This window comes from Citrobacter sp. RHBSTW-00881, from assembly GCF_013728515.1.
In the GTDB taxonomy this organism is placed as follows: Bacteria; Pseudomonadota; Gammaproteobacteria; order Enterobacterales; family Enterobacteriaceae; genus Citrobacter; species Citrobacter braakii.
In genome coordinates, this window is the sequence record NZ_CP056269.1 from 3979785 (window position 1) to 4003635 (window position 23851).

The 23851-nt window shown below is 53.5% G+C and carries 19 protein-coding genes; 10 read left to right on the plus strand and 9 right to left on the minus strand.

The features are described from left to right. Nucleotides 1-238: 238 nt before the first annotated feature. The gene (locus tag HV311_RS19195; protein WP_223307928.1) at nt 239-490 is read left to right on the plus strand and encodes a hypothetical protein; all 252 of its coding nucleotides are present in this window, start codon (nt 239-241) and stop codon (nt 488-490) included. 3 nt (nt 491-493) lie between these two features. Here the strand turns inward: HV311_RS19195 and HV311_RS19200 are convergent, their stop codons facing one another. Further along, nucleotides 494-1102, minus strand: coding sequence for a class I SAM-dependent DNA methyltransferase (locus HV311_RS19200; protein ID WP_115190915.1), 609 nt, complete (start codon nt 1100-1102; stop codon nt 494-496). Nucleotides 1103-1266: 164 nt separating this feature from the next. Between HV311_RS19200 and HV311_RS19205 the strand changes: the two genes are divergently transcribed. From HV311_RS19205 to HV311_RS19220, 4 genes are all read left to right on the plus strand, one after another. Further along, a complete protein-coding gene (locus tag HV311_RS19205; RefSeq protein WP_047497888.1) occupies nt 1267-2349 on the plus strand; it encodes a LacI family DNA-binding transcriptional regulator in 1083 nt (360 codons plus the stop codon). A 121-nt stretch (nt 2350-2470) separates the two neighbouring features. Then, a complete protein-coding gene (locus HV311_RS19210; RefSeq protein WP_191220320.1) occupies nt 2471-5554 on the plus strand; it encodes a beta-galactosidase in 3084 nt (1027 codons plus the stop codon). Nucleotides 5555-5606: 52 nt separating this feature from the next. Further along, nucleotides 5607-6860 (plus strand): MFS transporter, encoded by a 1254-nt coding sequence (locus HV311_RS19215; RefSeq protein WP_094761422.1) that lies wholly within the window; start codon nt 5607-5609, stop codon nt 6858-6860. A 155-nt stretch (nt 6861-7015) separates the two neighbouring features. After that, nucleotides 7016-7288, plus strand: coding sequence for a YceK/YidQ family lipoprotein (locus HV311_RS19220; protein WP_016151950.1), 273 nt, complete (start codon nt 7016-7018; stop codon nt 7286-7288). Nucleotides 7289-7332: 44 nt separating this feature from the next. On the opposite strand, the gene prpE is transcribed toward HV311_RS19220, so the two are convergent. The 4 genes from prpE to prpB all read right to left on the minus strand — a co-directional run bounded on the left by prpE (nt 7333) and on the right by prpB (nt 12880). Continuing rightward, nucleotides 7333-9219: a propionate--CoA ligase gene (prpE, locus tag HV311_RS19225; protein WP_047357650.1), complete on the minus strand. Its 1887-nt coding sequence runs from the start codon at nt 9217-9219 to the stop codon at nt 7333-7335. A 39-nt stretch (nt 9220-9258) separates the two neighbouring features. Continuing rightward, a complete protein-coding gene (locus HV311_RS19230; RefSeq protein WP_191220321.1) occupies nt 9259-10710 on the minus strand; it encodes a bifunctional 2-methylcitrate dehydratase/aconitate hydratase in 1452 nt (483 codons plus the stop codon). A 38-nt stretch (nt 10711-10748) separates the two neighbouring features. Further along, nucleotides 10749-11918 (minus strand): bifunctional 2-methylcitrate synthase/citrate synthase, encoded by a 1170-nt coding sequence (prpC, locus tag HV311_RS19235; protein ID WP_016151947.1) that lies wholly within the window; start codon nt 11916-11918, stop codon nt 10749-10751. Between the two features lie 80 nt (nt 11919-11998). Beyond that, the gene (gene prpB, locus HV311_RS19240; RefSeq protein ID WP_016151946.1) at nt 11999-12880 is read right to left on the minus strand and encodes a methylisocitrate lyase; all 882 of its coding nucleotides are present in this window, start codon (nt 12878-12880) and stop codon (nt 11999-12001) included. 252 nt (nt 12881-13132) lie between these two features. On the opposite strand from prpB, the gene prpR reads away from it, so the two are divergent. Beyond that, nucleotides 13133-14743, plus strand: coding sequence for a propionate catabolism operon regulatory protein PrpR (gene prpR, locus HV311_RS19245; RefSeq protein WP_181220780.1), 1611 nt, complete (start codon nt 13133-13135; stop codon nt 14741-14743). A 32-nt stretch (nt 14744-14775) separates the two neighbouring features. Here the strand turns inward: prpR and yahO are convergent, their stop codons facing one another. After that, nucleotides 14776-15051 (minus strand): DUF1471 family periplasmic protein YahO, encoded by a 276-nt coding sequence (yahO, locus tag HV311_RS19250; protein ID WP_016151944.1) that lies wholly within the window; start codon nt 15049-15051, stop codon nt 14776-14778. Nucleotides 15052-15324: 273 nt separating this feature from the next. On the opposite strand from yahO, the gene HV311_RS19255 reads away from it, so the two are divergent. The 4 genes from HV311_RS19255 (at nt 15325) to HV311_RS19270 (ending at nt 19432) form a co-directional block, all read left to right on the plus strand. Beyond that, the gene (locus tag HV311_RS19255) at nt 15325-15957 is read left to right on the plus strand and encodes a LysE family transporter (protein WP_065554254.1); all 633 of its coding nucleotides are present in this window, start codon (nt 15325-15327) and stop codon (nt 15955-15957) included. Between the two features lie 79 nt (nt 15958-16036). Further along, nucleotides 16037-17425, plus strand: coding sequence for a diguanylate cyclase (locus HV311_RS19260; RefSeq protein WP_016151942.1), 1389 nt, complete (start codon nt 16037-16039; stop codon nt 17423-17425). 219 nt (nt 17426-17644) lie between these two features. Beyond that, complete coding sequence (locus HV311_RS19265) at nt 17645-18739, plus strand: 4Fe-4S binding protein (protein ID WP_032931024.1); 1095 nt, start codon at nt 17645-17647, stop codon at nt 18737-18739. A gap of 183 nt (nt 18740-18922) precedes the next feature. Further along, nucleotides 18923-19432 carry a hypothetical protein gene (locus tag HV311_RS19270; protein WP_223307927.1) on the plus strand — a complete coding sequence of 170 codons (510 nt, stop codon included), beginning with the start codon at nt 18923-18925 and terminating at the stop codon, nt 19430-19432. 106 nt (nt 19433-19538) lie between these two features. Here HV311_RS19270 and foxA read toward each other — a convergent pair whose 3' ends face one another. The 3 genes from foxA to HV311_RS28300 form a co-directional block, all read right to left on the minus strand. Next, entirely contained in the window at nt 19539-21647 is a 2109-nt protein-coding gene (gene foxA / locus HV311_RS19275) for a ferrioxamine B receptor FoxA (protein WP_191220322.1), read from the minus strand. Nucleotides 21648-21768: 121 nt separating this feature from the next. Further along, the gene (locus tag HV311_RS19280) at nt 21769-22752 is read right to left on the minus strand and encodes a helix-turn-helix transcriptional regulator (protein ID WP_191221206.1); all 984 of its coding nucleotides are present in this window, start codon (nt 22750-22752) and stop codon (nt 21769-21771) included. A 286-nt stretch (nt 22753-23038) separates the two neighbouring features. Continuing rightward, complete coding sequence (locus HV311_RS28300; RefSeq protein WP_441549293.1) at nt 23039-23839, minus strand: methyl-accepting chemotaxis protein; 801 nt, start codon at nt 23837-23839, stop codon at nt 23039-23041. Nucleotides 23840-23851: the final 12 nt, after the last annotated feature.

The window sequence follows — 23851 nt, forward strand, 5'->3', positions numbered from 1 at the left end:
TCTTATGCTCTTAAGTTAAATTATTCTTACTCTGTTGACCTAATCCCATCGCAAATTGCCCATTTACCCACATTAACGCTCTGGACAATACGCTACGATGACGCCACTCGCATCGTGCTAACAGACACACCTCCCCGGCACTAAATAAGCGGAATCCGCAATACCTGGAAATTGTACTATTATCGCTTAACTTAATTGTCGTAAAGTAATAGCGTTAAAAAACATGGAATAATTAGAAATGAATACCAGCATAATTAAACCTTCCGCGATCGTTCTTTTCTTCCTTATTCTGGCAATACTCAATGGTTTTATTGCAACCCTGGGTTTATTCTTGTCGATTTATACCCTGTGTAAATTTCGTTCCGACGAATACAGCCCATATCAGTATTTTTTAGCAACCACCTCCCTTATTTTAACAATTATGCCTTTTGTTTTAATAGGGCTCACCAAAGCAGAAGGGAAGGAAGAGAAGGGAACGCTTAACGTTTAGAATTTAGCCACGTTTTTGCGCCAGCCAGATGGTATGCCCGGCGCAGTGCGGATCTTCCATCACCATCTCTACCACCACAAAACCGTGCGCTGACAGCAATGCGCGGTATTCATCCGGCGCGAGGCTGGCGTGAAACAGCGACTCGCCCTCAAATTGCCCCATCGCGATACCGTTTTCCGTCCCGCTGGTAAACATCAGCGCGCTGCCGGGACGGCTGAGTCGGTCAAAAATCGGGAACATCTTTTGCTGATCCTGCTGAGTTAAATGGAAAAAGCTGTCCCAGGCGATCAGACCATCGAAAGTCTCGTTAAGTCCCAGCTCGCGCATATCCTGCTCCAGCCAGCGCTGTGCGGGAAAAGAGTGCCGGGCCCGCGCCAGCATCGCCGCAGAACCATCAATTCCCGTAAGCTGAAAGCCTTGCTGAATAAAATAACCAGCAATCGGCTGACCGTTGCCGCAGCCAATATCCACAATGCTGCCCTGCCCGCCCATCACGGTGATGAACTTATCCAGCCAGCTTTTCTCGAACAGTGCGCGTGAACGCTGGCTGGCAAAGGCCTCCGCATGACGTTGGTAGATGGACAGAATGTTGTTTGCCGCAGAGTCGCTCACGATGTCCTCACTTTTTTATGCTGTTAAGCATCACGACGATAAATCCTCCAGCACACGATCCGCAACCCTGGAATGCGCCTCGCAGAACCAATGCGCAAATACCCCAAAACCGTCCCGCTGTGGCATCATAGCGCGCAGATAACGTCATGACAGGGGTGATAAACGTGAAACCGGTAACGCTATACGATGTGGCAGACCATGCAGGAGTCTCTTACCAGACCGTCTCGCGCGTCGTGAATCAGGCCAGCCACGTTTCCGCAAAAACCCGACAGAAAGTTGAGGCCGCGATGGCGGAGCTCAATTACATCCCCAACCGTGTCGCACAGCAGCTGGCGGGCAAACAGACGCCGCTGATTGGCGTCGTGACGGCGAACCTTGCCCTGCACGCCCCCTCGCAAATCGTTGCCGCCATAAAATCCCGCGCCGACCAGTCCGGGGCCAGCGTGGTGATCGCCATGGTCGAACGTAGCGGCGTTGAGGCATGTAAAGCCGCAGTCCACAACCTGCTTTCTCAACGCGTAACCGGGCTTATCATCAACTACCCGCTGGATGAAGAAGACGCCATTGCCGTGGCTGCCGCCTGCGGTACGGTGCCGGTGCTGTTTCTCGATGTCTCAGATCAGACGCCAATTAACAGCGTGATTTTCTCCCATGACGACGGCGCACGTCTCGGCGTTGAACATCTGGTGCAGCATGGGCATCAGCGTATCGCCCTGCTGAGCGGGCCACACACTTCGGTTTCGGCAAGGCTTCGCCATGCGGGGTGGCATAAATATCTGGCGCACTACCAGCTGCAACCCACCGCGGAGCTGGAAGGCGACTGGAGCGCGATGTCAGGTTTTCAGCAAACGCTGCATATGCTTAATGGTGGTAATCTCCCCACGGCCATGCTGGTCGCTAACGATCAAATGGCGCTGGGCGCGATGCGGGCAATCAGCGAGTTCGGTCTGCGGGTGGCGGTTGATATCTCGGTGATCGGCTACGATGACACCGAAGACAGCGCCTGCTACATCCCACCACTGACCACCATCAGGCAGGATTTTCCGTTACTGGGTGAAACCAGCGTCGACAGACTGCTGCAACTTCCCCGTGGGACCTCAAGCGTGGGCAACCAACTGCTGCCCGTAACCCTGGTTAAGCGCAATACGGTTCTGCCTCCCGATACGCAAACCCTCTCACCCCAGGTGCTGGCCGACTCACTGATCCAGCTAGCGCGGCAAGTTTCGCAGCTCACACCCAAATTGTGAACGCATAACAATTGTGTGAGTCAGTTCACTCATTGAGCGCCCCATCCTTTACAGTTGGGATCGCTTATTCGTATTTTGATTGAAATTGTGAGCGAATAACAAATTCAAACAGGATACCGTTATGAACCTGAACACAGATTCACTCTCCGCTGTACTGGCCCGCCGTGACTGGGAAAATCCCGGCGTCACGCAGCTCAACCGCCTGGAGGCGCACCCGCCGTTTTGTAGCTGGCGCTCAGCGGATGATGCGCGCACCAATCAGCGATCAACTCAGTTACGCTCGCTGAATGGCAAGTGGCTGTTCGCCTGGTTTTCCGCGCCTGAGGCCGTGCCGGAAAGCTGGCTGACGAGCGATCTGCCACAGGCTGATACTATCAACGTCCCCTCTAACTGGCAGATGGACGGTTACGACGCGCCAATTTATACCAACGTCACCTACCCGATCCCGGTTAACCCCCCGTACGTTCCAGCGCAGAATCCGACAGGATGTTACTCGCTCACATTTAATATCGAAGACGCGTGGTTAGATGAAGGTCAGACGCGCATTATTTTTGACGGGGTGAATTCCGCGTTTCATCTGTGGTGCAATGGTCGCTGGGTTGGCTACGGTCAGGACAGCCGCCTGCCGTCTGAATTCGATCTTAGCGATTATCTGCTGCCAGGCGAAAACCGCCTGGCTGTGATGGTGCTGCGCTGGAGCGATGGCAGTTATCTGGAAGACCAGGACATGTGGCGCATGAGCGGGATCTTTCGCGATGTATCTTTGCTGCATAAGCCCACTACGCAAATCCGCGACCTGCGCATTAACACCCGTTTTAACGACGATTTCAGCCACGCCACGCTGGAAACAGAAGTCAGAGTGGCGGGCAACGAGAGCGAAGATTTACGCGTCACCCTGCAATTGTGGGACGGTGAAACGCTCACTCACGAAACGACTTCCCCGCTCGGCAGCGAAATTATTGATGAACGCGGCGCTTATCATGATCGGGTTACCCTGCGTCTGAACGTCGAAAACCCGGCGCTGTGGAGTGCCGAAACGCCTAATCTGTACCGCGCTGTGGTCCAGTTACGTACCGCTGACGGAGTGCTGATTGAAGCGGAAGCCTGTGATGTCGGCTTTCGTCAGGTTCGTATTGAAAACGGCCTGCTGTTACTCAACGGTAAGCCGCTGTTGATTCGCGGCACCAACCGTCATGAGCACCATCCGGTCAACGGTCAGGTGATGGACGAGGCGACGATGGTGCAGGATATTCTGCTGATGAAGCAGAATAACTTTAACGCCGTGCGCTGCTCCCATTACCCGAACCATCCATTGTGGTACACCCTGTGCGATCGCTACGGCCTGTATGTGGTCGACGAAGCCAACATTGAAACCCATGGCATGGTGCCGATGAATCGCCTCACCGACGATCCCGCATGGCTGCCAGCCATGAGCCAGCGCGTCACGCGCATGGTGCAACGCGATCGCAACCACCCGAGCATCATCATCTGGTCACTGGGCAATGAATCCGGGCATGGCGCCAACCATGACGCGCTCTACCTCTGGATAAAATCAGAAGATCCGTCCCGCCCGGTACAGTATGAAGGCGGCGGCGCAAATACCACAGCGACCGACATTATTTGCCCAATGTACGCCCGCGTCGATCAGGATCAGCCCTTCCCCGCGGTACCCAAATGGTCGATTAAAAAGTGGCTGTCGATGCCCGGCGAGCAGCGTCCGCTCATCCTCTGCGAATACGCCCACGCCATGGGCAACAGTTTTGGCGGCTTCGCCAAATACTGGCAAGCGTTCCGTCAATTTCCGCGCCTACAGGGCGGGTTTGTCTGGGACTGGGTAGATCAGTCGCTGATTAAATATGATGAGAACGGCAAAGCATGGTCTGCCTACGGTGGTGATTTTGGCGACACGCCTAACGATCGTCAATTTTGCATGAACGGCCTGGTGTTCGCCGATCGCACCCCGCATCCGGCATTATACGAGGCCAAACATGTGCAGCAGTTTTTCCAGTTTACGCTGCTGCCGGGACCTAAACGCCAGATTGAAGTAACCAGCGAATATCTGTTCCGCCACAGCGATAACGAGGTTCTGCACTGGTCGATTGCCCAGGATGGCAACCCGCTGGCCGCCGGAGAAATCGTGCTGGATATCGCCCCACAGAGTCGCCAGGTGATTACCTTACCAGATGTCCCGATGCCGGAAACCGCCGGCCAGTTATGGCTAACGGTACACGTAGAGCAACCTCAGGCCACCGCATGGTCAGACGCCGGGCACATTAGCGCCTGGCAGCAATGGAAGCTGGAAGAGAAACTCAGCCTGGCGCCACGGCCAACTGCCCGTACCGCACCACAGCTGAACGTGAGCGAAAACACCTTTACTGTTGAGATCAACGACAAGCGCTGGCAATTCGACCGTCAGTCTGGCCTGCTGACACAGTACTGGATTGGCGACGCAGCCCAGCTGTTAACCCCGCTTACTGACCAGTTCACCCGCGCGCCGCTGGACAACGACATCGGCGTGAGCGAGTCAACCCGCATCGACCCTAACGCCTGGGTCGAACGCTGGAAAGCCGCCGGTCATTATCTGGTCGAAGCAACGTTACTGCACTGTGCTGCCGACACGCTGAGCAATGCGGTACTGATCGCCACCGAACATGCGTGGCAGTATCAGGGCGAAACGCTGTTCGTCAGCCGAAAAAGCTACCGTATTGACGGCAATGGTGAGATGCAGATAACGGTGGATGTCGACGTCGCCAGCGGCACGCCACATCCGGCCCGCATCGGCCTGAGCTGCCAGTTGGCGCAGGTCGCTGAGCGCGTGAACTGGTTAGGTCTCGGCCCACATGAGAACTACCCGGATCGCCTGAGCGCCGCCTGTTTTGATCGTTGGGATTTGTCGCTTGATGAGATGTACACCCCGTATGTTTTCCCTGGCGAAAACGGTCTGCGCTGCAACACGCGTGAGCTACGCTACGGCGCGCATCAATGGCGAGGGGACTTCCTGTTCAACATCAGCCGCTTTAGCCAGAAGCAACTGATGGAAACCAGCCACCGCCATCTGCTGCAACCGGAGGCAGGTACCTGGGTCAATATTGATGGCTTCCATATGGGCGTGGGCGGTGACGACTCCTGGAGTCCTTCCGTTTCACCAGAGTTCCTGCTGAGTGCCGGACGCTACCACTACCAGCTGGTCTGGGGTCAAAAATAATAATAATCGGGCAGGTTCCCCCCTGCCCGCATTCATCGTAAGGAAGTCCATTATGTATTATTTGAAAAACACTAACTTTTGGATGTTCGGCTTCTTCTTTTTCTTTTACTTTTTCATTATGGGTGCCTATTTCCCCTTCTTCCCTATCTGGTTACACGATGTAAACCATATCAGTAAAGGTGACACCGGGATCATTTTCGCCTGTATTTCACTATTTTCATTATTATTCCAGCCTGTTTTCGGACTGCTTTCCGATAAGCTTGGCCTGCGTAAACACCTGCTGTGGGTAATTACCGGAATGCTGGTAATGTTTGCCCCATTCTTTATTTACGTCTTTGGCCCGTTATTACAGGCTAATATTTTACTGGGTTCGATTGTCGGCGGGATTTACCTTGGCTTTATCTACAATGCCGGCGCTCCGGCGATTGAAGCCTATATTGAAAAAGCCAGCCGCCGAAGCAATTTTGAATTTGGTCGCGCGCGCATGTTTGGCTGCGTGGGCTGGGCGCTGTGCGCCTCAATTGCCGGGATTATGTTCACCATCAATAACCAGTTTGTCTTCTGGTTAGGTTCAGGCTGTGCGGTCATTCTGGCATTGCTGCTGCTCTTTTCAAAAACAGATGTCCCCTCTTCTGCAAAAGTTGCGGATGCGGTAGGCGCCAACAACTCAGCATTCAGTCTGAAGCTGGCGCTGGAGTTATTTAAACAACCGAAACTCTGGTTCCTCTCCCTGTACGTGGTCGGCGTTTCCTGTACGTATGATGTGTTTGACCAGCAGTTCGCCAACTTCTTTACCTCGTTCTTTGCCACCGGCGAACAGGGTACCCGTGTGTTTGGCTACGTCACGACCATGGGGGAATTACTTAATGCCTCTATCATGTTCTTTGCGCCGCTGATTGTGAACCGCATTGGCGGAAAGAACGCCTTACTGCTGGCCGGTACGATAATGTCGGTGCGGATCATCGGCTCCTCCTTCGCCACCTCTGCGCTGGAGGTCGTCATTCTCAAAACGCTGCATATGTTTGAAATACCGTTCCTGATCGTCGGTTGCTTCAAATACATCACCAGTCAGTTTGAAGTGCGCTTCTCGGCCACAATTTACCTGGTGTGCTTCTGTTTCTTCAAACAGTTAGCAATGATTTTCATGTCAGTTCTGGCCGGAAAAATGTATGAGAGTATTGGTTTCCAGGGGGCGTATCTGGTGCTGGGGATAATTGCGCTAAGCTTCACGTTGATTTCCGTATTTACCCTAAGTGGACCGGGGCCGTTTTCTCTGCTGCGTCGTCGCGAAAGCGTCACGCTGTAAAAGCCTCTTTGCCGGATACACCACTCACGTGGTTTATCCGGCCTTCGATGTGCCATCCTCACACGATGAGTCCTGACCTGGTGGTTTAAGTTCCGAGGACAACACGCCGCTTTTTTATCGTTATGGTAAAACGGGGCGAGAAGCCAGGTCATAGCATGAGCAAAAAGACGGTTGCGGTAACAACGCTCTTTATCAGCGTATTACTTACAGGATGTGGCAGCATTGATGCGCGCACGGCAGGCGAGGATTCAGATACGTATTACGTGGGAATGCGCCATGATATTGATAAACTAAAAAACCCGGGCGCTTACGATTATAACTATTTCGATTTAGCGCTGTTATTTGTTGATGTGCCGTTATCGTTCGTGGCCGATACGGTTTATGCGCCGTTTGATTACTATCACGGGCCGTATAAGAAAGTTGATTAGAACGTAGGCCCGGTAAGCATTGCGCCACCGGGCATCACACGACGTTACTCCTCGATCGCCTGACGGATTTGCTGCAACGATGCGGGATCGTCAATGGTCGTCAGATCGCCAGGATCGCGGCCTTCGCAGATCGCCTGAATCGTCCGTCTGAGCATTTTGCCGGAGCGTGTTTTCGGCAGCTGCGACACAAACCAGACGTGCGCCGGACGACCAAAATTACCAATTTGACTGTCCACCAGCGCCATAATCGCCTTCTCTTCCGAATGGGCAATGTCGCTGTCTTCCAGACTGTCGCTCTGTTTTGGAATAACAAACGCGACCGCCACCTGCCCTTTCAGCGCATCCTTCACGCCAACTACCGCCACTTCAGCGACATTTGGATAGCTGGAAATACTCTCCTCTATCTCGCGCGTCCCCAGCCGGTGTCCGGCCACGTTGATCACGTCATCCGTACGGCCCAGAATGAAGTAATAGCCATCGGCATCGCGAATGCCCCAGTCAAAGGTGGCGTACACCTGGCGGGAAAACAGCGACCAGTAGGTATTCACAAACCGCGCGTCATCCCCCCAGATAGTCTGAATACAGCCCGGCGGCAGCGGCCCTTCAATCACCAGCATCCCCTTCTCGTTCGCCGCACAAGGTTCACCGGTCACCTCATTGAGCAACTGCACGTTATAGCCGTACATCGGCACGCCAGGACTGCCCAGCCGCGACGGTCGGTCGTCCAGCCCGCGGGCGATAGCCATAATCGGCCAGCCGGATTCAGTCTGCCAATAGTTGTCGATAACCGGGACGCCCAGCGTTTCCGTTACCCAACTGGCGGTCGGTTCGTCCAGCGGCTCACCCGCCAGATACAGCACCTCCAGCGAGGAGAGATCGTGATTGCGGATTTGCGCGGTCGGGAATTTTTTCAGCACGCGGATGGCGGTCGGGGCCGAGAACATCCGGCTGACCTGATACTTCTCAACAATTTTCCACCATACGCCGCAGTCCGGATACGTTGGCAGCCCTTCGTAAACCACCGTCGCCATCCCCGCCAGCAGCGGCGCATACACGATATAGGAATGCCCAACCACCCAGCCGATATCCGACGCGCAGAAGAACACGCCGCCCGCTTTGCCGCCGAAAATGGTGTCCATCGAGGTCGCCAGCGCGACCGCGTAACCACCAACGTCTCGCTGGACGCCTTTCGGTTTACCGGTTGTCCCGGAGGTGTAGAGAATGCAGGACGTTTCGTTCGACTCCAGCCAGACAACCGGCACCCGTGCGCCGAGATGCTGTTGGCGTAGCGCGGCAAAGTCGAGGTCACGCCCCTCCACCCGCGCCATTTTCGCCAGACCGCGGTCGACCAGCACCACATGACGCGGCTGATGCTGAGCCTGATCGATCGCATCATCGAGTAGCTTTTTATAGGGCAGGATCTTGCCGCCGCGCGCCCCGGCATCCGCCGAAACGATAACCACCGGTCGGGCGTCATCGATGCGCGCCGCCACGCTGTGCGAAGCAAAACCACCGAACACCACCGAATGGATCGCCCCAATGCGCGCGCAGGCCAGCAGCGTAATGTGCGCTTCGGCGATCATCGGCATATAAACCAGTACCCGATCCCCGCGCTGTACGCCGAGCGACAACAGCATCGCTGCCACAATATTCACTTCGTCATACAACTGACGAAAGGTAAACGTGCGTTCTTCTTCGGTTTCTGATGACACCGCAATCAGCGCCAGCGCCTCGGGCTGTTTCTCCAGCCAGCGGTCGATGGCGTTATGGCACAGATTGGTCGTCCCGCCGCAAAACCAGCGGGCAAACGGCGGATTGCTGTGGTCCAGTACCTGCGTATACGGCTGCTGCCAGTCAATACGCTGGGCCTGCTCGGCCCAGAACGACTCCGGCTGCGTAATAGAACGTTGATAAAACTCGCTATAAGACATAATGCTCTCCTGTTGAACTTACGCCTGATGAGTCGGGTTTCAGATAACAAACAAATCCATATACTCATTGACCGGCATCTGCTCCAGGCGAGTTCTGTCCAGGGAGACATCCAGAATGCGCTGCTGCTGACGGGTCGGGAACTGACGCGCCAGGTTGATTTTGAACTTCTCGACCAGCTTCGGCATCCCGTCGTTACGACGGCGCGCATGGCCGATTGGGTACTCCACCACCACTTCTTCAAAACGTGAGCCGTCGGTGAATTCCAGGGTGATGGCATTCGCGATGGCGCGTTTTTCAGGATCGTGGTAATCGGCTGTAAAGGCCGGATCTTCAAAGCAGTTGATCTTCTCGCGCAGGGCATCAATGCGTTTGTCCTGCGCCACGCCGTCTTCATAATCTGCCGCGGTTAAGCGCCCGAACAGCAGCGGAATGGCGACCATATACTGGATGCAGTGATCGCGATCCGCCGGGTTATTCAGCGGGCCTTTTTTATCGATGATGCGGATACAGGCTTCGTGCGTACGAATGGTCACTTTTTCGATATCCGCTGCCGTTTTCCCTGCAGCCTGTAGCTGCTCGTACAGCTTCATCGCCGCCTCTACCGCAGTCTGCGAGTGGAACTCGGCCGGGAAGGAGATTTTAAACAGCACGTTTTCCATCACATAAGAGCCGTACGGGCGCTGGAAGCGGAACGATTCGCCTTTGAAAGAGACGTCATAAAAGCCCCAGGTTTTCGCCGTCAGCGCAGACGGATACCCCATCTCACCGGTTTTCGCCATCAGTGCCAGACGTACCGCGCGCGAAGTTGCATCGCCAGCTGCCCAGGATTTACGCGTGCCGGTATTTGGCGCATGGCGATAGGTACGCAGCGACTGCCCGTCAACCCACGCCAGCGATACGGCGTTGAGAATTTCATCCCGGTTCAGGCCAAGCATCTCGGCGACCACCGCCGTGGAGGCCACTTTGACCAGCAGGACGTGATCGAGACCGACGCGGTTAAAAGAGTTTTCCAGCGCGATGCAGCCCTGAATTTCATGGGCTTTAATCATTCCGGTGAGCACTTTTTTCATGGTTAACGGCGCTTTCCCCACCGCTACCGCATTGCGTGACAGCCAGTCAGCCGTGGCCAGAATGCCGCCGAGGTTATCGGAAGGATGCCCCCATTCCGCGGCCAGCCAGGTATCGTTAAAGTCCAGCCAGCGGATCATCGCGCCGATGTTAAACGCCGCCTGCACCGGATCGAGCTGGAACTGGGTACCCGGAACGCGCACGCCGTTCGGCACCACAGTCCCTGGGACTACCGGCCCCAGCAGTTTTTTACAGGCCGGATATTCCAGCGCTTCCAGGCCGCAGCCTAAGGTATCAAGCAGGCAATAATGCGCGGTGTCATACGCTACCGTCGAAGTGATCTCGTAATTCATGACGTAATCAACGATATCAACGATTTCACGGTCAAATTCCGGGCGGACGTTCGAAATATGTGCAGACATAACAAGGGTTCCTGTTTTTTATATTTAGAGGTTTTGCATTAGCAACGCTGATCTATCGCGACAAAGACACGATCTTCCGGGCCGGTGTAATTGGCGGAAGGACGGATAATTTTGTTGTCCTGGCGCTGTTCAATGATGTGCGCCGCCCAGCCGGTGACGCGGGCGATGACAAACAGCGGTGTGAACATTTCGGTCGGGACGCCCATCATGTTGTAGGAGACTGCCGAGAACCAGTCGAGGTTGGGGAACATCTTTTTCGTTTCCCACATCACGTCTTCCAGACGGTCGGCGATGTTGTACATTTTCAGCGAACCGCCTTCCTGAGAAAGCTGTTTCGCCACGCGCTTTATCACCTGATGGCGCGGGTCGGCGATGGTGTAAACCGGATGACCAAAGCCAATCACCACTTCTTTGTTTTCAACGCGTTTACGGATATCCGCTTCCGCTTCGTCTGGCGTTTCGTAGCGCTGTTGGATCTCCAGCGATACTTCATTCGCCCCGCCGTGTTTCGGACCACGCAGTGCGCCAATCGCGCCGATAATCGCGGAATACATATCGGATCCGGTCCCTGCAATCACGCGGCTGGTGAAGGTGGAGGCGTTGAATTCGTGTTCGGCGTACAGCACCAGCGAAATATGCATCGCTTTTTCCCAGCTTCGCGACGGCTTTTCGCCATGCAGCAGATGCAGGAAGTGTCCACCAATGGAATCATCGTCAGTTTCCGGCTGAATACGCTCGCCGTTATGGCTGTAGTGATACCAGTACAGGAGAATAGAACTGAGCGATGCCAGCAGCTTATCGGCAATATCGCGTGCGCCGGAGACGGTATGCCCTTCTTTTTCCGGCAACGTACAGCCCAGCGCGGAGACGCCGGTGCGCATCACGTCCATCGGGTGCGAGGCAGCAGGCAGCGCTTCCAGAACGGTACGCACGTTTGCGGGCAGTCCGCGCAGCGCTTTTAATTTGCTTTTATAGGCGGTGAGCTCATCACGGGTGGGCAATTTCCCGTGGATCAGCAGGTGCGCGACTTCTTCAAATTCGCACTGCTGCGCCAGATCGAGAATATCGTAGCCGCGATAGTGCAGGTCGTTACCGCTTTTGCCTACGGTACACAGCGCGGTATTTCCGGCGGCGACGCCTGACAGCGCAACCGATTTTTTAGGTTTAATGACATGGGTACTATTTTGCAGGATCGTTGTGTCGCTCATGTTGTCCTCGTCATTTTTATAATATGTAGGGTACAAATTTATTGCCGGATGGCGGCTACGCCTTATCCGGCCTACGACGGTTACTTCTTGGTATACAACGCGTCGAGTTTCTCTTCGAACTGGTAGTAATTGATGCTTTCGTACAGCTCGTTGCGCGTCTGCATAATGTCGATAACGCTCTTTTGCGTTCCTTCCTGGCGCAGCACGTTGTAAACCTTTTCCGCAGCGCGGTTCATGGCGCGGAAGGCCGACAGTGGATACAGCGCCATCGCGACGTTCGCGCTGCGCAGTTCATCAGTGGTGAACAGTGGCGTAGCGCCAAATTCGGTAATGTTGGCGAGGATCGGCACCTGTACCGCATCAGCAAACTGACGGTACATGGCAAGCTCGGTAATGGCTTCCGGGAACAACATATCCGCGCCTGCTTCGACGTACGCCTGGGCACGATCGATGGCGGCCTCTAACCCTTCCACCGCCAATGCATCGGTCCGCGCCATGATCACAAAGTTGGGATCGGTACGCGCATCGACGGCAGCGCGGATCCTGTCGACCATCTCTTCTTTCGAGACGATCGCCTTGTTCGGGCGATGACCGCAGCGTTTGGCGCCGATCTGATCTTCAATATGCAGCGCGGCGGCACCGGCTTTGGAAATTGACTTCACGGTCCGCGCCACGTTGAAAGCTGACGATCCAAAACCGATATCCGCATCCACCAGCAATGGCAGCGGGCAAACATCAGTAATGCGGCGAATATCGGTTAGCACATCATCAAGGGTAGAAATACCGAGATCCGGCAGACCCAGAGACCCAGCCGCGACGCCGCCGCCGGAGAGATAAATCGCCTGATATCCGGCGCGTTGGGCCAGCAGAGCGTGGTTGGCGTTGATGGTGCCAACGATTTGTAATGGGTTTTCTTTGCTGAGCGCGGCGCGAAACGCCTGCCCTGGGGAGTGTAGAGACATATCCCGTCCTTTTGTTATCAACTTGTTATCGTTCGTTGATTTATTTAAAGCAAGGGGTATGCCAAAGACCTTAATTTTTAATTATTTTATATATTTACCTTTAAAAACAATATATTAAATTAAATCATTGTATCTTTGTTGCACAAAAGCGTGTCAGCTATCGTTTCATGAAACGTTCCTTCACGTTTCATTGCAACATTCATGAAACACAACTAAACCCTAATACTCGGTGCCTTATTTTTTAGGATGGTTATGGCTGATACGCATCTTCCGCCGCGGGTGAACGACGACAAACCGGTTATCTGGACCGTTTCGGTCACGCGCCTGTTCGAACTGTTTCGCGACATCAGCCTGGAGTTCGACCACCTGGCAACCATCACCCCTATTCAGCTTGGTTTTGAAAAAGCGGTGACGTATATCCGCAAGAAGTTAGCCACCGAGCGTTGTGATGCCATCATTGCCGCGGGTTCCAACGGGGCGTATCTGAAAAGCCGTTTATCGATTCCGGTGATCCTGATTAAACCCAGCGGGTTTGACGTGCTACAGGCGCTGGCCAAAGCGGGAAAGCTCACCTCGTCGATTGGCGTCATTACCTATCAGGAAACCCTCCCCGCGCTGCTCGCTTTTCAAAAAACCTTCAATTTGCAGCTTGAACAACGCAGCTATATAACGGAAGAAGATGCCCGTGGACAAATCAACGAGCTGAAAGCCAGCGGCACGCAGGCGGTCGTCGGCGCGGGGTTGATTACCGACCTGGCAGAAGAAGCAGGCATGACCGGCATCTTTATCTATTCGGCGGCCACCGTGCGCCAGGCCTTTGTCGATGCGCTCGATATGACTCGTCTGACGCTGCGCAGAAACGGTCCGTACGTTTCCGGCGATACGCTGCGCACCCGCTATGCATTGGGGGATATGCGCGGTCACTCGGCACAGATGGAACAGGTGCGGCACACCATTATGCTTTATGCCCGTTCGCGTGCACCGGTGCTGATTCAGGGCGAAACAGGCACGGGCAAAGAGCTGGCGGCGCAGGCAATTCATCGTGAGTTTTTCACCCGTCAGGAGAACCGGCGCGGTAAACCTTCGCCGCCGTTTGTTGCCGTCAACTGCGGGGCAATCACCGAATCATTACTGGAAGCGGAGCTGTTCGGCTATGAGGATGGTGCCTTTACCGGCTCCCGTCGGGGAGGACGCGCGGGCCTGTTTGAAATCGCCCACGGCGGAACGCTGTTTCTTGATGAGATAGGCGAAATGCCGCTGCCGTTACAAACCCGACTGCTGCGCGTACTGGAAGAAAAAGAGGTCACCCGGGTCGGAGGACATCAGCCGATTCCGGTCGATGTACGGGTGATTAGCGCCACCCACTGTCATCTGGAGCAGGAGATAAAACAGGGAGAATTTCGCACCGATCTGTTTTATCGCCTGAGTATTTTGCGCCTCACGCTACCGCCGCTACGCGAGCGATTGCCCGATATCCTGCCGCTGGCGGAAGGCTTTTTAAAACAGTCGCTGGCGGAACTGGAGGTGCCTTTTTCTGAACCTGTGCGCAAAGGGCTGGGTCTGAGTCAACCGACGTTACTGAATTATGGCTGGCCAGGGAATATCCGTGAACTGCGTAATATGATGGAGCGCCTGGCGCTGTTTTTAAGCGTCGAGCCGCAGCCGGAGCTGAACGTACAATTCCTGCAGCAGCTGTTACCGGAACTGGCCGTTGCTGCTGACGCGCCGCAGGTATCCTCATTGCTCACGCCGCAGCAGGTGCTGGCGCAATTCAATGGCGATAAAACCGCGGCTGCACGATATCTCGGGGTAAGCCGAACCACCTTCTGGCGCAGATTAAAAGAAAACCCGCCGATACAATGACCGGCGGGTATCGTGATTTTTACAGTAGCGTATTATTTTTTCTTGTAGATATTGGCTGTGCCATGGATTTTATTATCCGTTTGACCGGAGGTTAATACCACCACATCGGCCCCTTTCTCTTCTGCTTTCTTCAGCAGCTCTTCTTTAGCGTCTGAGACAGAAACTTCATTACTCGTTGAGATATCACCGATTTTTGTGTACTGCGACTCAACCTTTTCAAATTCAAGTTTTGTCATAAATTCCGCGGCATATGCGTTGGTCACGACAAAAGCTAATGCACCAATAAGTACTTTAATTCCAGTTTTCATAGACCAGCTCCAGGTTTTGTTATTACGCCATCATCGATCCCTGAACATTACATAACGCGATTCAAGGATGATTAATAACTAGTCCAGCCTGGATAAAAAATCCACATTCAGCAGGAATATATAGAGATTTTGCGGCGCAGAAAAAACCGGTCACCGGGTAGCAGCGCGTCAACCTGTTCAAAGTTTCAATAGCCAGTGTGAGTTGATCCTCAGAACAGACAGCGCACTGAAATTATAGTGTTAACTTTATGAGAATCTGAGGAATTGTTGTCTATGGAACCTCTGCACGCCGTCGTACTCACCGTCAGCCTGTTTGTTTTAACTTTTTTTAACCCCGGCGCGAACCTGTTTGTGGTGGTGCAAACCAGCCTGGCGTCAGGGCGACGCGCGGGCGTGATAACCGGTCTGGGCGTCGCCTTAGGCGATGCGTTCTACTCCGGCCTCGGGCTCTTTGGCATGGCGACGCTTATCACTCAGTGTGAAGAGATTTTTTCGTTGATTAAGATTGTCGGCGGCGCCTATCTGCTGTGGTTCGCCTGGAACAGCATCCGGCATCAGGCGACACCGCAAATGCCAACGCTACAGCAGCCGCTTTCCGCCCCCTGGTATGTGTTTTTCCGCCGTGGGTTATTAACGGATTTATCTAATCCGCAAACCGTGCTGTTTTTTATTAGTATCTTCTCGGTCACCTTAAGCGCAGACACGCCAACGTGGGCCAGGTTGATGGCCTGGGCCGGCATTGTGTTGTCTTCCGTTATCTGGCGTATTTTTCTCAGCCAGGCGTTTTCGTTGCCCGCCGTGCGCCGTGCGTATGGCCGAATCCAACGGATTGCCAGCCGGGTGATTGGCGCCATTATTGGTGTCTTCGCGCTCAGGCTTATTTATGAAGGTATTAGCCATCGATAAGAGAGTTTAACTTGACCATCGTGAGGTAATTGTCCGTAATACCGCCTGAATTTTTAATCGCACGTTGAGTGGCAGTAAGATGGAACAGGTTGAACCGGTAAACGACACATTACTCCTTACAGAATGGCAGGCGCTGTTACGTCAAACATCGCCTGAAGTTCACACGCTCCTGACATCGTTAAGCGATGAAGAGATCCGCCATTTAGTAACCGTTTTTTATGACTATATGCTCTCCCATGCGGAGAGCGCATTGTTCCTCAATACAGAACAGGTCAGTACCCGCCTCAGCGGCAGCATGTTTGACTGGCTGCGCAGCGTACTTGGCAGCGCCCACGAAGATCTCTCACAACTGCTGGCCAAACAGCGCAAAATTGGTGTGGTGCATGCCCGTATCGGCCTGCCCATCGATCTGGTAAACCGCGGCGCGCGCAAGCTGAAAGATGAGCTGTACAGGGTGTTAAAAACAAAGGCAGATTCCACTCCCGCCCTGCTGAGCGATGCTATCTGTTTCAGCAGTCTGGCAATGGATACTGCGCTGGAAGCCATGACGGTCTCCTATTCCCCCAGTTTTCAAAACTCTATGCACACACAGGAGCAGTACCGTCTGCAGACTATTTACGATGACGTAAACGTCGAGCGCGAGCGGCAAATCCGTTCGTTTACCGACTGGGAAAACCAGTTTATTTATAACATCGCCACCGGAATGCCTTTCGGTGAGATGGTGTTTCTGGCGAATTCTGACTTCGGTATGTGGTTATCACATAAGGGAAAACATATCCTCGGCAACAGCAATCTGCTGAATAAGATGGAATCACTGATTGCAGAGATCGACAGTCGTCTGACAACAACCCTGTCGCATCAGCATCAGCCGACAGAACCCGAGCGGATGAGCTTATTGCAGGATGTACGCCAGCTATCGGCAAAAATCCATTTCCTTCTCGCCTCAATGTTCGACGCGCTGGTTAAGCAGGAAAATGGTAAAGATTCGCTGACCCAGTTGCTTAATCGCCGCTTTATTCCGACCATCATGCGGCGCGAGATCTCGCTGGCGTTACATACGCGTAAGCCTTTTACCCTGGCGATGCTGGATATCGACTACTTCAAGCAAATTAACGATAACTTCGGGCATAATACTGGCGATCTGACGCTCAAAAACGTCGCGGCGGTCATTTACGATCATATCCGCAGCAGCGATTACGTGTTCCGCTACGGTGGCGAAGAATTTATGATTCTGCTCGTCGAGTCAGATGAAACACAGGCCAGTATTATTCTGGAAACGCTGCGTATGAAAATTGCCGAGATGCGCATGGCAGCCTCAGCGACAGAAACGTTTTCTATTACCGTCAGTATTGGTATTGCCGAATATGACTATCATCCCGACTATAAACAGTTGGTTGATAAAGCCGATCGCGCACTTTATCTGGCGAAAAGTAATGGCCGCGACCGCGTTGAGGTTTATCAGGAATAATCGTTGCCCTGCAGAGAAATAAATACCCCGTTCAGGGTATTTATCTGACCTGTGATAAATATCGGGCTGTTATTATTTTTCAGGCATATTGGCATGAAGAAAATAACAGCCGCGTAATAAGATGCAAATCAAATACACCAAATCTGAATAGCGCTAGCATATCCCGGTGATGACGCCTTCTGAATGCAGAAGGGGAAATATGAGGGATACTATAAAACCATGAACGGGAAGATGAGAACGCGCTGGCAGCGCCGCCCAGGCACGACCGGGGGCAAACTGCCGTGGAATGACTGGCGCAACGCCAGCAGCTGGCGAAAAGCCACCCAGTTTCTCCTGCTGGCTATCAATATTTATATTGGCGTGGCGTTCTGGTATTGGGTCCGCTATTTCGAAACCGCCGGCACCAGCGTTTATATTCCAAGGCCCGGCGGTATTGAGGGATGGCTGCCGATAGCGGGTTTGATGAATTTCCGCTATACGCTAGAGACCGGTTTTCTTCCGCCCATCCATGCCGCCTCTATGCTGCTGTTAGTTGCGTTTATCCTGATTAGCCTGTTGTTAAAAAAAGCTTTCTGTTCATGGTTATGCCCGGTGGGGACGCTTTCCGAACTGCTCGGTAATCTGGGGAGAAAATTATTCGGTCGTAACTTTACGCTGCCGCGCTGGCTGGATATCCCGCTGCTCAGCCTGAAGTATCTGCTGCTGGGGTTTTTCTTGTATATCGCCCTGTCGATGCCCGCCCAGGGGATTCAGTACTTTCTGACGTCAGCCTATGGAATCATCATCGATGTGAAGATGCTCGATTTCTTTCGCCATATTGGCTCCGCCACGCTCATCTCCGTGGTGGTTATCAGCCTCCTGAGCCTGTTTATTCGCAACGCCTGGTGTCGTTATCTGTGCCCTTACGGCGCACTGCTTGGTCTGTTCTCGCTGTTCTCGCCGTTTAAAATCCGCCGCAACGCCGACAGTTGCATTGATTGCGGGAAATGCGCGAAAAATTGCCCATCGAAAATCCCGGTCGACAGACTGATTCAGGTGCGTACTGTGGAATGCACTGGCTGCATGACCTGTGTTGAATCCTGCCCGGTGGCTTCAACATTGAGCTTTTCCCTGCAGACACCGCCGGGTGCAAAAGGCAGCGGTAAAGCGTTATGGCGACAAACGGCACTGTCGGGTGTTGCCATGACAATACTGGTGCTGGGGATTCTGTTTGCCACCATTGGTTATGCGGTATATGCCAATGTCTGGGATACACCGGTGCCGGATCACCTGTATTTCCAGTTGATCCCGAAAGCAAAAATGATCGGCCATTAATTATTTACCAGTATGTTCAAAACCCCTGCCAATTCTGGCAGGGTTTCCTGCCTGTAACGCCATTTTAAGACTATTGCACTTGTGTCATCGTGCCCCCGTTTATACAACCTTAAATATCACCCGTAATCATTTTTTTATTATGTTATGGGCGACTGGGACCACAATAATGAACGGGATAACATCATGACTAAAATAAAACTGGCGCTGCTTTTACCTCTGTTTCTGGCGGGTTGTACGGTGAGCGATGGAGAATTAAGAAACGCTTACGCTCAGCGTTATCAGCAGCCCGCCGCTTATGTCGATATCTATAAACAGAAAATAGCAGGCATGGATATTAATGCGTTGGCCCAATATGCCGCCGCAGAAGATAAGAAAAAAATGCGTGGGCAGCCAAGACTGAAAATCGACGAATTCATTACCATTGAAAATGTGCAGGCGAAAGGAAACCGGGTGGTCTACGATTACTCGCTGTCCGAGAGCTGGCTGGCGCTGTCCGCAGATAAACAGCGTGAAAAGCAGACCAATATGAATAAAGACCTGATCTACCGTACCTGCTCGCTGGAAACGGTACGTCTGGCGCAGGCGAAAGGGTTGGAAGAAGAGCATAACTATTACAGCCAGTACCCAGACAAAGTCGCCTTTACCCTGAGAACCAGCGCGCAGATTTGTATGCAAAACGGTTTTACGCAATAACCGCAATCCCCCAGCCTGATGGCGCTGCGCTTATCAGGCCTACAATTTGCACGCATCTGTAGGCTTGATAAGACGCCAGCGCCGCCATCCGGCTAAAAAACGATACTCAGAACTTCCATGAAACGCTGCCGACAATGCTGCGCTCGGCGCCGAAGTAGCAGTATGAGAGCGAATTACAAGCCGCAACGTAGCGCTTGTCGGTCAGGTTGTTGACGTTCAACTGGGCGCTCAACCCTTTAATACCGATATTCGTTAAGTCGTAGCCAATTGCCATATCCACCAGCGTGTAGGACGGCAGAGTGTGAGTATTCAGGCGATCGCTGGCAATACCGTTGACATAACGCACGCCTGAGCCCAGCGTCAGGCCATCCAGCGGACCGCTTTTCACATCGTAGCTCAGCCAGGTACTGGCCTGGTTACGCGGCGCGTACACTGCACGCTTACCCTGCTCTTCCGGGCTGCTTTTCTTATAGCGAATGTCAGTATAGGTATACGCCGCCTGCAGACGGAAGCTCTCCGTCAGTTGGCTAATGGCCTCCAGCTCTACCCCTTCAGACTCAATTTCCCCAATCGAGCGGTACGGATCGGTCGGCTCTTCTTTGGTGGCGATATTCGTCTGATTGATACGGAATACCGACGCGCTGAACTGACTGTTGAGTCCTTCCGGCTCATATTTCAGCCCGGCTTCCCACTGCTTGCCTTTCATCGGATCCAGCAAATTGCCGTTCTCATCGGCAAAGCTGGTTGGCGTAAAGGCGGTGGAATAACTCACATACGGCGCAAAGCCGTTATCGAACAAATAGAGCAGCGCAGCACGGGTGCTGAAGTTGTTTTTGTCCAGATCGCTACGGGTATCATTGATCTTATCAATGTTAGAAACGCTCACCTGATCGTAGCGACCGCCGAGCGTAATACGCCAGCGATCCCATGACATCTGATCCTGCAAATAGTAGCCTGTCTGGCGCAGCTTGTGCTTCTCACGCGCATACATGTTGATGTAATCAGGCTTCGCGCCGTATACCGGGTTAAAGGCGTCAATCGGCGGGAATGCACCGTAGTAACCGGTGGTATTGTTGCTGCGATCCTGATAGTCGATCCCCACCAGCACACGGTGGTTGACCTGCCAGGTATCAAAGCTGCCGTCGAGTTGGTTATCCAGCGTAATCGCTGACATTTTTTCATCGGAGCCGGAGTAGCCGCGGTTAAGCTCGGTTTCATTCAGCCAGCCCGCCGCATACACCTGATTCAGCTCAACGTCCGTATGCAGGTAGCGCAGTTTTTGCCGCACCGACCAGCCATTATCAAACAGGTGCTCAACGTTGTAGCCCACCATGTTTTCACGGCGATCGTATTTGTCGTAATCATCCTCGCCTTCGTAAAAGGTGTTGGAGATCTTTTGCCCGTAATGTGGAACCACGGTGCCGTCATACGGCAGACCGGAGTGGCTTCCGCCTTCCGGGTCACGGTGCAGATAAGCCATCAGATCCAGACGCGTCTGGTCGGTGATGCGCCAGGTCAGGCTTGGCATCAGCGCATAACGTTCTTCTTTCAATGGACCAAACTGCGAGTCTGCGTAACGCGTCATTCCACTCAGTCGTGCCGCCACGCGATCGTTATCATCCAGCGCCCCGGTGACGTCAAACGCCGCGCCGCGCTGGTTATTGTTGCCAGCAAACAGTTTCACTTCTCCACCGGCATCAAACGACGGCTTACGTGATGTCAGCGCGACAATACCGCCCGGAGAAGAACGGCCATACAGTACGGAAGCCGGGCCGCGTACCACTTCGATATCTTCGAGGAACCACGGATCGACCACCAGCGAGCTGTGTGAGTTGGTGTCCCCCATCATCTTCAGGCCATCGAGATAGACGTTGTCCAGGCTACCATCCGAGAAACCACGCAGCACAATATAGTCAAAGCGGTTTGAGGCACCAATCTGATTGCTGTACACCCCCGGCGTATAGCTCACGGCCTGGCGCACGCTGGTTGCGCCCTGCTCTTCAAACTGTTCACGGGTAATGATCGATACCGACTGAGGCGTTTCAAGATCCGGCGTGGCGAGCTTCGTGGCCCCGCTTTGCATTTGCGAGGTGACAACCACCGTATCGTTTTTTGTTGTTTCCTGCGCCAGCAGTGGAAAAACCACGCTACCGGTCACCCATCCCACCAATAGCGCCAACCGAGTCTTCGCGAACATGAATATCTCCAAAGGCATGTCTAATTGTAAGTGAGAATTATTACCTTTTTGCTAACGGAGATAGCTATGCAGGATGCCAGGTTGCCTATGCGCAGTGCCAAATTGTCGGGAAGGCACGTGCGCAAAACGTAAAAATGGATTAGCAAAGTTTGAGCACATCGCCAGGCGAAAAGCCGTAACGACGCCGAAATGCGGTGGAGAAGTTGGTAGCATGTTGATAACCCGACATCCAGGCCGCCTGCTGTACGCTGTATCCTTCCAGTAAATAGCCGCGCGCGCGTTCCAGACGGCAATCACGCAGATAGTCAAAGACGGAACAGCCATAGGCCGCACGGAACTTGCTGCGCAGGCTGCTGGGGCTCATCGCCGCACGTTGGGCCAGGGCATTGAGGGTGTAGTCATTCTCGGGACTCTGCTCCAGCAGACGACGAACGACCTCCAGCCGCTGCTGTTCACCGCTTGCCGCAAGCCGCTTGCCACTCTCAACCTGACACACGCTGAGGCCGTGGCCGAACAGTTGTAATATCAGCCCTTCCAGCATCAGTTGGCGAGAAACATGACCGATCGTGCTCCGCTGCGCATACTGCAGGCCGCTGAGTAAAAACCCCGGCACCTGCCAGATAAGCGTCGGCGTTTCGCATCTTTCCCACTCACGCATCAACGATTCGAGCAACCCCGTGCGCCACGCGCCGTCGGGATACAGACCGAGCGATAACGTGCGCAGTTTGCAGTCAGCATGATGGCGGGCACGCATCGTCTGATGCTCGCTCAGGCGTGAGCTAAACGCCATCCCGGAACGTACCACATGCTCCTGCCCGTTGAGCGTCAGGATGACGCAGCCTTCCAGAACCACCAGCATATACAGAGGACTGCTGTGGCGGGAGGTGGTTTCGTAGGGTTGTAGCACCTGCACATCAGAGTGCGTGACACACATCCCACAGGGGAGCGTCATCTCCTCAACCTCACCCTGCAGAACGGGGCTGCAAGACGACAAATCCGGCTTTTGCGCCAGCAGGGGAAAGCGGTAATCGATCCCGTAACGCTCACCAAAATCCATAAACTCGCTGACGGAGAAGGTGCGGGTTACGCGTCTGGACGTATTCAGGGCGGTGGTGTTGTTCATGCTGTCTTCTGCACAGGAAATGGGATTAACGGTTGATAACTGAAGCAACATTACCATTACCTGTACAACACAACAATAATAATGAGAATTATTATCAATATGACGTATGCGATTTCAAATCGCGCTGGAGAACGTCATTCCCGACATTCTTCTCGCGCAGCTCATCAGGCAACATTGACACCTGATGAGCTGCGGTCTGTGAGCCATGTGCAGCTCAACCTTTCTCACTGTCATAAACGGGCACGTCAAACGCACCACGATACCCGCCGAGTTTGTACTCTACTTATTATGCTGAAGGCTGGTTTTCCTCCACCTGGAACACCGCCACAGCCTGGGATAGCATTGCTGACTGCTCTTCCACACTGCCTGTCGTGGCGGCTATCTCCTCAACCAGCGAGGCGTTTTGCTGAGTCACTTGCTCCATTTGCGTTACCGCAACCCGGATCTGTTCGATGCCGCGACTCTGTTCCCCCGAGGCTCCGGAGATATCTTCCATTAAGACATTAATGTTGCGTATTGCCTTGGCAATATCCGCCATCATGGCGCCACTGTTTTCAGCTATCTCTACCCCTTCCTTAACGCTAATTGCCGCTTTGGCAACCAGTTCACTGATTTCTTTCGCCGAGGAGGCGCTGCGCTGAGCAAGCGTTCGGACTTCGCTCGCCACAACGGCAAACCCACGCCCGGACTCACCAGCGCGTGCAGCTTCCACCGCCGCGTTTAATGCCAGGATATTGGTTTGAAAAGCTATACTATCAATAACATTGGATATTTCGTTCACGCCTTGCGCATTACGGCTGATCAGGTGAATTTTCTCAACCATATCACTCATTAAACGCTCGCCACGCAATGCCATTTCCGTGCTTTCGCTGGTCATGACGGATGCCTGATGTGACTTATCAGTATTATTTTTTGTTGTGACTGAAATCTGTTCCATACTGGCCGCCGTTTCAACGACTGCCGCAGCCTGCTGTTCCGTTCTGGTTGATAAATCGGAATTACCGGAAGCAATTTCCTGCATACCGATATTAATAGACTCAACGCCATCGCGAATAGTGCTGACAGTCTCCCGCAGGCCTTTTTGCATATTATGCAAATT

What these genes read in the sequence shown, in the direction of transcription:
- HV311_RS19255 (WP_065554254.1), top strand. Translation starts at nt 15,325, where the DNA reads ATGGAACCTCTGCACGCCGTCGTACTCACCGTCAGCCTGTTTGTTTTA.
- HV311_RS19280 (WP_191221206.1), bottom strand. Translation starts at nt 22,752, where the DNA reads ATGAACAACACCACCGCCCTGAATACGTCCAGACGCGTAACCCGCACC.
- HV311_RS19210 (WP_191220320.1), top strand. Translation starts at nt 2,471, where the DNA reads ATGAACCTGAACACAGATTCACTCTCCGCTGTACTGGCCCGCCGTGAC.
- HV311_RS28300 (WP_441549293.1), bottom strand. Translation starts at nt 23,839, where the DNA reads ATGCAAAAAGGCCTGCGGGAGACTGTCAGCACTATTCGCGATGGCGTT.
- prpE (WP_047357650.1), bottom strand. Translation starts at nt 9,219, where the DNA reads ATGTCTTATAGCGAGTTTTATCAACGTTCTATTACGCAGCCGGAGTCG.
- prpB (WP_016151946.1), bottom strand. Translation starts at nt 12,880, where the DNA reads ATGTCTCTACACTCCCCAGGGCAGGCGTTTCGCGCCGCGCTCAGCAAA.
- HV311_RS19230 (WP_191220321.1), bottom strand. Translation starts at nt 10,710, where the DNA reads ATGTCTGCACATATTTCGAACGTCCGCCCGGAATTTGACCGTGAAATC.
- prpR (WP_181220780.1), top strand. Translation starts at nt 13,133, where the DNA reads ATGGCTGATACGCATCTTCCGCCGCGGGTGAACGACGACAAACCGGTT.
- HV311_RS19195 (WP_223307928.1), top strand. Translation starts at nt 239, where the DNA reads ATGAATACCAGCATAATTAAACCTTCCGCGATCGTTCTTTTCTTCCTT.
- foxA (WP_191220322.1), bottom strand. Translation starts at nt 21,647, where the DNA reads ATGCCTTTGGAGATATTCATGTTCGCGAAGACTCGGTTGGCGCTATTG.
- HV311_RS19220 (WP_016151950.1), top strand. Translation starts at nt 7,016, where the DNA reads ATGAGCAAAAAGACGGTTGCGGTAACAACGCTCTTTATCAGCGTATTA.
- HV311_RS19215 (WP_094761422.1), top strand. Translation starts at nt 5,607, where the DNA reads ATGTATTATTTGAAAAACACTAACTTTTGGATGTTCGGCTTCTTCTTT.
- prpC (WP_016151947.1), bottom strand. Translation starts at nt 11,918, where the DNA reads ATGAGCGACACAACGATCCTGCAAAATAGTACCCATGTCATTAAACCT.
- HV311_RS19270 (WP_223307927.1), top strand. Translation starts at nt 18,923, where the DNA reads ATGACTAAAATAAAACTGGCGCTGCTTTTACCTCTGTTTCTGGCGGGT.
- HV311_RS19260 (WP_016151942.1), top strand. Translation starts at nt 16,037, where the DNA reads ATGGAACAGGTTGAACCGGTAAACGACACATTACTCCTTACAGAATGG.
- yahO (WP_016151944.1), bottom strand. Translation starts at nt 15,051, where the DNA reads ATGAAAACTGGAATTAAAGTACTTATTGGTGCATTAGCTTTTGTCGTG.
- HV311_RS19265 (WP_032931024.1), top strand. Translation starts at nt 17,645, where the DNA reads ATGAACGGGAAGATGAGAACGCGCTGGCAGCGCCGCCCAGGCACGACC.